The 6,515-nt window shown below is 69.0% G+C and carries 4 protein-coding genes; 1 reads left to right on the top strand and 3 read right to left on the bottom strand.

What is annotated here, in order from left to right:
* Positions 1–88 precede the first annotated feature (88 nt).
* A complete protein-coding gene (locus tag AVW09_RS04335) occupies positions 89–1,099 on the bottom strand; it encodes a hypothetical protein (RefSeq protein ID WP_063256846.1) in 1,011 nt (336 codons plus the stop codon).
* Between the two features lie 127 nt (positions 1,100–1,226).
* On the opposite strand from AVW09_RS04335, the gene AVW09_RS04330 reads away from it, so the two are divergent.
* On the top strand, positions 1,227–1,820 hold the full coding sequence (locus AVW09_RS04330; protein ID WP_063256845.1) for a hypothetical protein: 594 nt from the start codon (positions 1,227–1,229) through the stop codon (positions 1,818–1,820).
* Between the two features lie 10 nt (positions 1,821–1,830).
* Here AVW09_RS04330 and AVW09_RS04325 read toward each other — a convergent pair whose 3' ends face one another.
* Both AVW09_RS04325 and rpoC read right to left on the bottom strand, forming a co-directional pair.
* Positions 1,831–2,430 carry a hypothetical protein gene (locus AVW09_RS04325; protein ID WP_063256844.1) on the bottom strand — a complete coding sequence of 200 codons (600 nt, stop codon included), beginning with the start codon at positions 2,428–2,430 and terminating at the stop codon, positions 1,831–1,833.
* A gap of 171 nt (positions 2,431–2,601) precedes the next feature.
* A complete protein-coding gene (gene rpoC / locus AVW09_RS04320) occupies positions 2,602–6,477 on the bottom strand; it encodes a DNA-directed RNA polymerase subunit beta' (protein ID WP_063256843.1) in 3,876 nt (1,291 codons plus the stop codon).
* Positions 6,478–6,515: the final 38 nt, after the last annotated feature.

Below are 6,515 nucleotides of genomic sequence, written 5' to 3'. Positions count from 1 at the left end.
GAGGGCGAGGAACGTCGCCGTCGCGAAAACGACGGCGACCGGCGGGGTCACCCCCGCCGGTCGTGGCGTGTCCGTCATGGCATCCGGGTCACTGCGAGAGGACCGGGCCCGCTTCGAGCGTGCGCTCGTACTCGCGCTGCGCTTCGTCGTTCAGTTCGGTGACGCGGCGACCGCGGCGGGCGACCCACGCGCCGAACCACACGGTGAGTTCGCGACCGAGCACGAAGGCGACGATCGCGAGCGGCGCAAGGACGCTCGCCTGGACGACGTCCACGCCCTGGCGGACTGTCAGCATCCAGAAGGGAGCGGCGAAGAGCGCACCCAGGATGTAGCCGCCCCACGAGATCACGCCGACGATCAGACCCCAGACGACCCAGTGGCCCCAGCCGCCCCGGTTGATGAGCGAACCGAGGAACCAGAAGCCGACGAAGAACGCCACCGTCGGAACCCACAGCGTCCAGGTGGCGAGCGCCGAGAGGGCGGCATCCGCGAGACCGTCGATCTGGATCCTGCCCAGGAGCAGGCCGAGGCCGAGCGTCGCGGCGAGATACAGGACGGCGAACACGAGCGCCGCGAGGAGGCCGATGGCACCGGCGGCACCGCGGTTGCCGCGCGGACGGGGGGCCTCGGGGGCCTGGACGAAGATCGGCTGCGCGGCGCCGACCGGACGCGACTCGTCGGCATACGCGACGGTGGGGGCGGCCGCGGCGGCACCGGCAGCCGCGGCGGCGGGAACCGTCGCGTCGGTGCGGTACTCGTCGCGGACCGGCTCGGCGGCAGGGGCTTCGGGCTCCGCCGACGCGGCATAGGCGGCCCACCGGGCGTCCTCGTCGTCGAGGTCGACGGAACGGTGCGCGGCGGGCGCCGAGACGGCCGTGGACGTGCTCGGCTCGACCGGCGACGCGTCGTGCACCGTGGTCGCGGCGGCGGCCTGCTGCGACTCGCGCTCCTTCCACGCGGCGGCGGCCTCCTCCGGCTCGACCGCGTCGCGGCGGGCGGCCTCGGCGTCGGCGAGCCCCTCGTGGGCACGTCCGACGACGTCGTGCGCCTCTTCCTTGGGCTCGTCGACGGGGTCGCCGTACGACTGGGGGTCGCTCATCGGGGTCTCCTCACGCGCGCAGATATGGTGCGTCGCCAGGCTAACCCGCGCGGCGACCCGCGCCGGGGAGGCGTGCCGTCGTGTGTCGGTCTCGACCGTGTCGGCGGTGCCGCCTAGGGTGGGCGGCATGACCGGTCGACCGACGTCCACGGCTCTCGCCGCGGTGCTCGCGCTGGCCGCGGCACTCGCCCTCAGCGCGTGCGCCCCCGACCCGGATGCCGCACCGGGGCCGACCGGATCCGCGCCGGTGGTCTCCTCCACACCCACCGGCACCCCGATACCGACGATCACGCCGACCGTGGCCCCGGCGTCCATTCCGACCGACTGCCGCGCGATCCTCACCGCGGACGTGCTGTCGCAGCTCGGCTCGATTCCGCTGAACGATCCGAAGCTCGGCGCATCCGGGGTCCAGCCCGACGGGTCGCTCGTCTGCATCTGGCGCGACCCCGCGGCCGACACCACGGGTCTCGTCACGCGGATCTCCCGCATGGACCGTGGCCCCGCGCTCGACATGCTCAACGACCTCGTCAACACCCAGGGCTTCAGCTGCTACACCCCCGACGAGGGCACGCGTTGCGAGAAGACCTGGATCAACACGACGTACGCCGTCAACGACGGCCGCACCCTGTTCTGGCGCAACGACGTCCTCATCGACACGCAGTACTCGAACCTCGCCCCGACGGGCTACACCGCGAGCATCATCGCCGCGATCTACGGCTGACGACGTCGCGTCACTCGCCGAAGGCGCGGGATGCCACGACCGCGGTGTATCCGTCCGGCATCCATCCCGAGAACGTCGACGACACCCACCGGTCGCCGCGGAGGTCGTGGACCTCCGTGACTCCGTCGGCCGTGCGCTCGCAGTGGACGGTGTCCGCGTCGGTCGCGCACGTGAAGCCCTGACCGGACAACGTCGCTTCGACGGCGGTGGCACCGTCGGCGGAGACCGTGGCCACGCTGCTCTCGAGCCATCGCCCGCCCTCGCCCCGCCAATGGCACGTGATCACGGGGGTCGGCGCAGCCGCCGCGACCGCCTCCGGCGTGGACAGCGGCCCGGTGTGCCGCTGCGTCAGCAGCGCCTCCGGCGACCACACGAGCTCGGACCACATCGGCTGGGTGTAGAGGTCACGGCAGGTCGTCGCGGGGCCCGGCACGCGCGGGGCGTCGGTCCACGGCGGGGTCGTCGAGCCGGCGCGCAGCGTATCGCCGACGAACGTCACGGCACCCGGCAGACCCGGCGCGGCCAGCACGAGCAGGGTCGCGACGACCGCGGCGCACAGCACGCCCACCGGCCACGCGATCCACGCACTGCGGCCACCGACTCGAGCCATCCGTTCCTCCCCCACCACGGTAGGCGAGGGCACCCCTCACGCAGCCTCCCCGACACGCCGCGCACACGACACGTCATCCGTCGGAAACGCCCCGGGCACGACGAAGGCCCCCGGCGCGAGCCGAGGGCCTTCGGGGATCCGGATGCCGCACCGGGGTGCGGCATCCGTCGATCAGTTATAAGTGCCGGGCGTGAAGTCGTCCGTCGAGAAGCTGTCGAAATCGACGTAGCTCAGGTCGGCGTCGCTGTACGCGCCGTCCGAGGCGAAGATGCGGTTGGGGTACCGCTCGCTCTTGGCCTCCTCCGTCGCCTCGACGGTGACGTTGCGGTACTTCGCAAGACCCGTTCCGGCGGGGATGAGCTTTCCGATGATGACGTTCTCCTTGAGGCCGACCAGCGGGTCGCTCTTGCCCTCCATGGCCGCCTGCGTGAGGACGCGGGTCGTCTCCTGGAAGGACGCGGCCGACAGCCACGACTCGGTCGCGAGCGACGCCTTGGTGATACCCATCAGCTCGGGGCGACCCGACGCGGGACGCTTGCCCTCGCCGACCGCCTCGCGGTTGATGGTCTGGTAGCGCTTGAAGTCCACCAGCTCACCGGGCAGCAGGTCGGTGTCGCCGTGGTCGACGACGGTGACCTTGCGCAGCATCTGGCGCACGATGACCTCGATGTGCTTGTCGTGGATCGGCACACCCTGCGAGCGGTACACGCCCTGGACGCCGTTCACGAGGTACTTCTGCACCTCGCGGGCACCCTGCACGCGCATGACCTCCTTGGGGTCGAGCGTTCCGACCTGGAGGGGCTCGCCGACCTTGACGTGCTGGCCGTCCTCGACGAGGAGGGTCGCACGCTTCAGGACCGGGTACACGACGGGCTCGTCGCCGTTGTCGGGCGTGAGGATGACCTTCTTGGCCTTCTCGGTCTCGTCGATCGTGATGCGGCCGTCGGCCTCGGCGATCGGCGACGCACCCTTGGGGGTACGGGCCTCGAACAGCTCCTGCACGCGGGGCAGACCCTGCGTGATGTCGTCGGCCGACGCGGAACCACCGGTGTGGAAGGTACGCATCGTCAGCTGGGTACCGGGCTCACCGATCGACTGGGCCGCGATGATGCCGACGGCCTCACCGATGTCGACGATCTTTCCGGTCGCGAGCGAACGGCCGTAGCACTTCGCGCAGACACCGACGGCCGAGTCGCAGGTCAGCACGGAGCGGACCTTGATCGACTCCACACCACCCTCGACCAGCTTGTTGATGAGCACGTCGCCCACGTCGTCGCCGGCCTCCGCCAGAACCGTGCCCTGCGCGTCGACGACCGCCGTGGCGAGCGTGCGAGCGAAGACCGAGTTCTCGACGTTGGCGTCCTTGACGAGGGTGCCGGTCGAGTCGACCGCGGCGATCGGGAGCTCGAGGCCCTTCGACGTGCCGCAGTCCTCCTCGCGGATGATGACGTCCTGCGAGACGTCCACCAGACGACGCGTCAGGTAACCCGAGTCGGCCGTACGGAGGGCCGTGTCGGCCAGACCCTTACGGGCACCGTGCGTCGCGATGAAGTACTCGGCGACCGACAGACCCTCGCGGTACGAGGAGATGATCGGACGCGGGATGATCTCACCCTTCGGGTTGTTCACGAGCCCTCGCATACCCGCGATGTTGCGGATCTGCAGCCAGTTACCACGGGCGCCCGACGAGACCATGCGGTTGATGGTGTTGTCGGCCGGGAAGTTGTCGCGCATCGCCTTCTGGACGGCATCCGTGGCCTCGGTCCAGATCTTGATGAGCTCCTGACGACGCTCGGCGTCGGTGGTCAGACCCTTCTCGTACTGCGCCTGGACCTTCGCGGCCTGCTTCTCGTAGCCCGCGACGATCTCGCCCTTGTTCGGGGGCGTGAGGATGTCGCTCAGCGCGACCGTCACACCCGAACGCGTGGCCCAGTAGAAACCGGCGTCCTTGATCCGGTCGAGCGATGCGGCGACCTCGACCTTCGGGTACTCCTCCGCCAGCTTGTTGACGATCTGCGACAGCTTGCCCTTGTCGGCCTGCTCGCGGACGAACGGGTAGCCCTTGGGGAGCGTGTCGTTGAAGATCGCCTGTCCGAGCGAGGCATCCACGAGACCGTGCCGCTCGTAGCCCTCGGGCGCCTGGCCCTCGAGGAACGTGAGGCCGGGGATGCGGATGCGCGCCTTGGCCTGCAGGTCGAGGGTGCCCTCGTCCTTGGCCAGGATCGCCTCGCCCACCGAACCGAACGCACGGCCCTCGCCCACCGCACCCTCCTTGAGGGTGGTGAGGTGGTGCAGACCGATGATCATGTCCTGCGAAGGCAGGGTCACCGGGCGGCCGTCCGACGGCTTCAGGATGTTGTTCGACGCGAGCATCAGCACGCGGGCCTCGGCCTGGGCCTCGACCGACAGCGGCAGGTGGACGGCCATCTGGTCACCGTCGAAGTCGGCGTTGAACGCCGCGCAGACGAGCGGGTGCAGCTGGATCGCCTTACCCTCGACGAGCTGGGGCTCGAACGCCTGGATGCCGAGACGGTGCAGGGTGGGTGCACGGTTCAGCAGCACGGGACGCTCGCGGATGATCTCCTCGAGCACGTCCCAGACCTCGGGACGGTAGCGCTCGACGGCGCGCTTGGCGGCCTTGATGTTCTGCGAGTGACCGAGGTCGATCAGGCGCTTGATCACGAACGGCTTGAAGAGCTCGAGCGCCATCTGCTTGGGCAGACCGCACTGGTGCAGCTTCAGCTGGGGTCCGACGATGATGACCGAACGGCCCGAGTAGTCCACGCGCTTGCCGAGCAGGTTCTGGCGGAAGCGACCCTGCTTTCCCTTGAGCATGTCGCTCAGGGACTTCAGGGCGCGGTTGCCGGTACCCGTGACGGGACGACCGCGGCGGCCGTTGTCGAACAGCGCGTCGACGGCCTCCTGCAGCATGCGCTTCTCGTTGTTCACGATGATCTCGGGGGCACCGAGGTCGATGAGGCGACGGAGGCGGTTGTTGCGGTTGATCACGCGACGGTAGAGGTCGTTCAGGTCGGAGGTGGCGAAACGGCCACCGTCGAGCTGGACCATCGGGCGCAGCTCCGGCGGGATCACCGGAACGACGTCGAGCACCATCGAGGCCGGCGACATACCGGTCTGCAGGAACGAGTTGACGACCTTGAGGCGCTTGATCGCGCGGATCTTGCGCTGACCCTTGCCCTCGGAGATCTGCAGGTGGAGGCTGTCGGCCTCGGCCTGCAGGTCGAAGGTCTCGAGGCGACGCTTGATCGACTCGGCACCCATGTGGGCCTCGAAGTACTGACCGAAGCGGTCCTGCAGCTCGTGGAAGACGTCGTCCTCGGGCTTCAGGGCGCCGACCTCGAGCGTGCGGAAGTCCTCCCACACGCGCTCGAGCTTGGCGATCTGCTCGTCCGCGTTCTTGCGGATCGAGGTCATGTCCTTCTCGGCGGCGTCCTTGACCTTCTTCTTCTGGTCGGCCTTGGCACCCTCGGCCTCGAGGGCCGCGAGCTCCTCCTCCAGCTTCGCCAGACGGGCGGCGATGCGCGAGTCGCGACGGTCGCCGAGCGTCTTCAGCTCGAGACGGATGTTGTTCTCCTGCGTCGCCAGGTCGCGGTGACGAGCATCCTCGTCGACCGAGATGACCATGTAGGCGGCGAAGTAGATGACCTTCTCGAGGTCCTTCGGCGCCATGTCCAGCAGGTAGCCGAGGCGCGAGGGCACGCCCTTGAAGTACCAGATGTGGGTCACGGGAGCGGCGAGCTCGATGTGGCCCATGCGCTCGCGACGGACCGAGGACTTGGTGACCTCGACGCCGCAGCGCTCGCAGACGATGCCCTTGAAGCGGACGCGCTTGTACTTGCCGCACGCGCACTCCCAGTCCCGGGAAGGTCCGAAGATCTGCTCGCCGAACAGACCGTCCTTCTCGGGCTTCAGGGTGCGGTAGTTGATGGTTTCGGGCTTCTTGACCTCACCGAAGGACCAACGACGGATGTCGTCGGCGGTGGCCAGGCCGATACGAAGCTGATCGAAAGTGGTTGATTCGAGCACTGGTTCTCCTGTGTCGGAATTCTGTTCGTTGCCTGGCC

Source organism: Microbacterium sp. T32 (genome assembly GCF_001619615.1).
In the GTDB taxonomy this organism is placed as follows: domain Bacteria; phylum Actinomycetota; class Actinomycetes; order Actinomycetales; family Microbacteriaceae; genus Microbacterium.
This window is presented reverse-complemented; position numbering and strand designations above follow the sequence as displayed.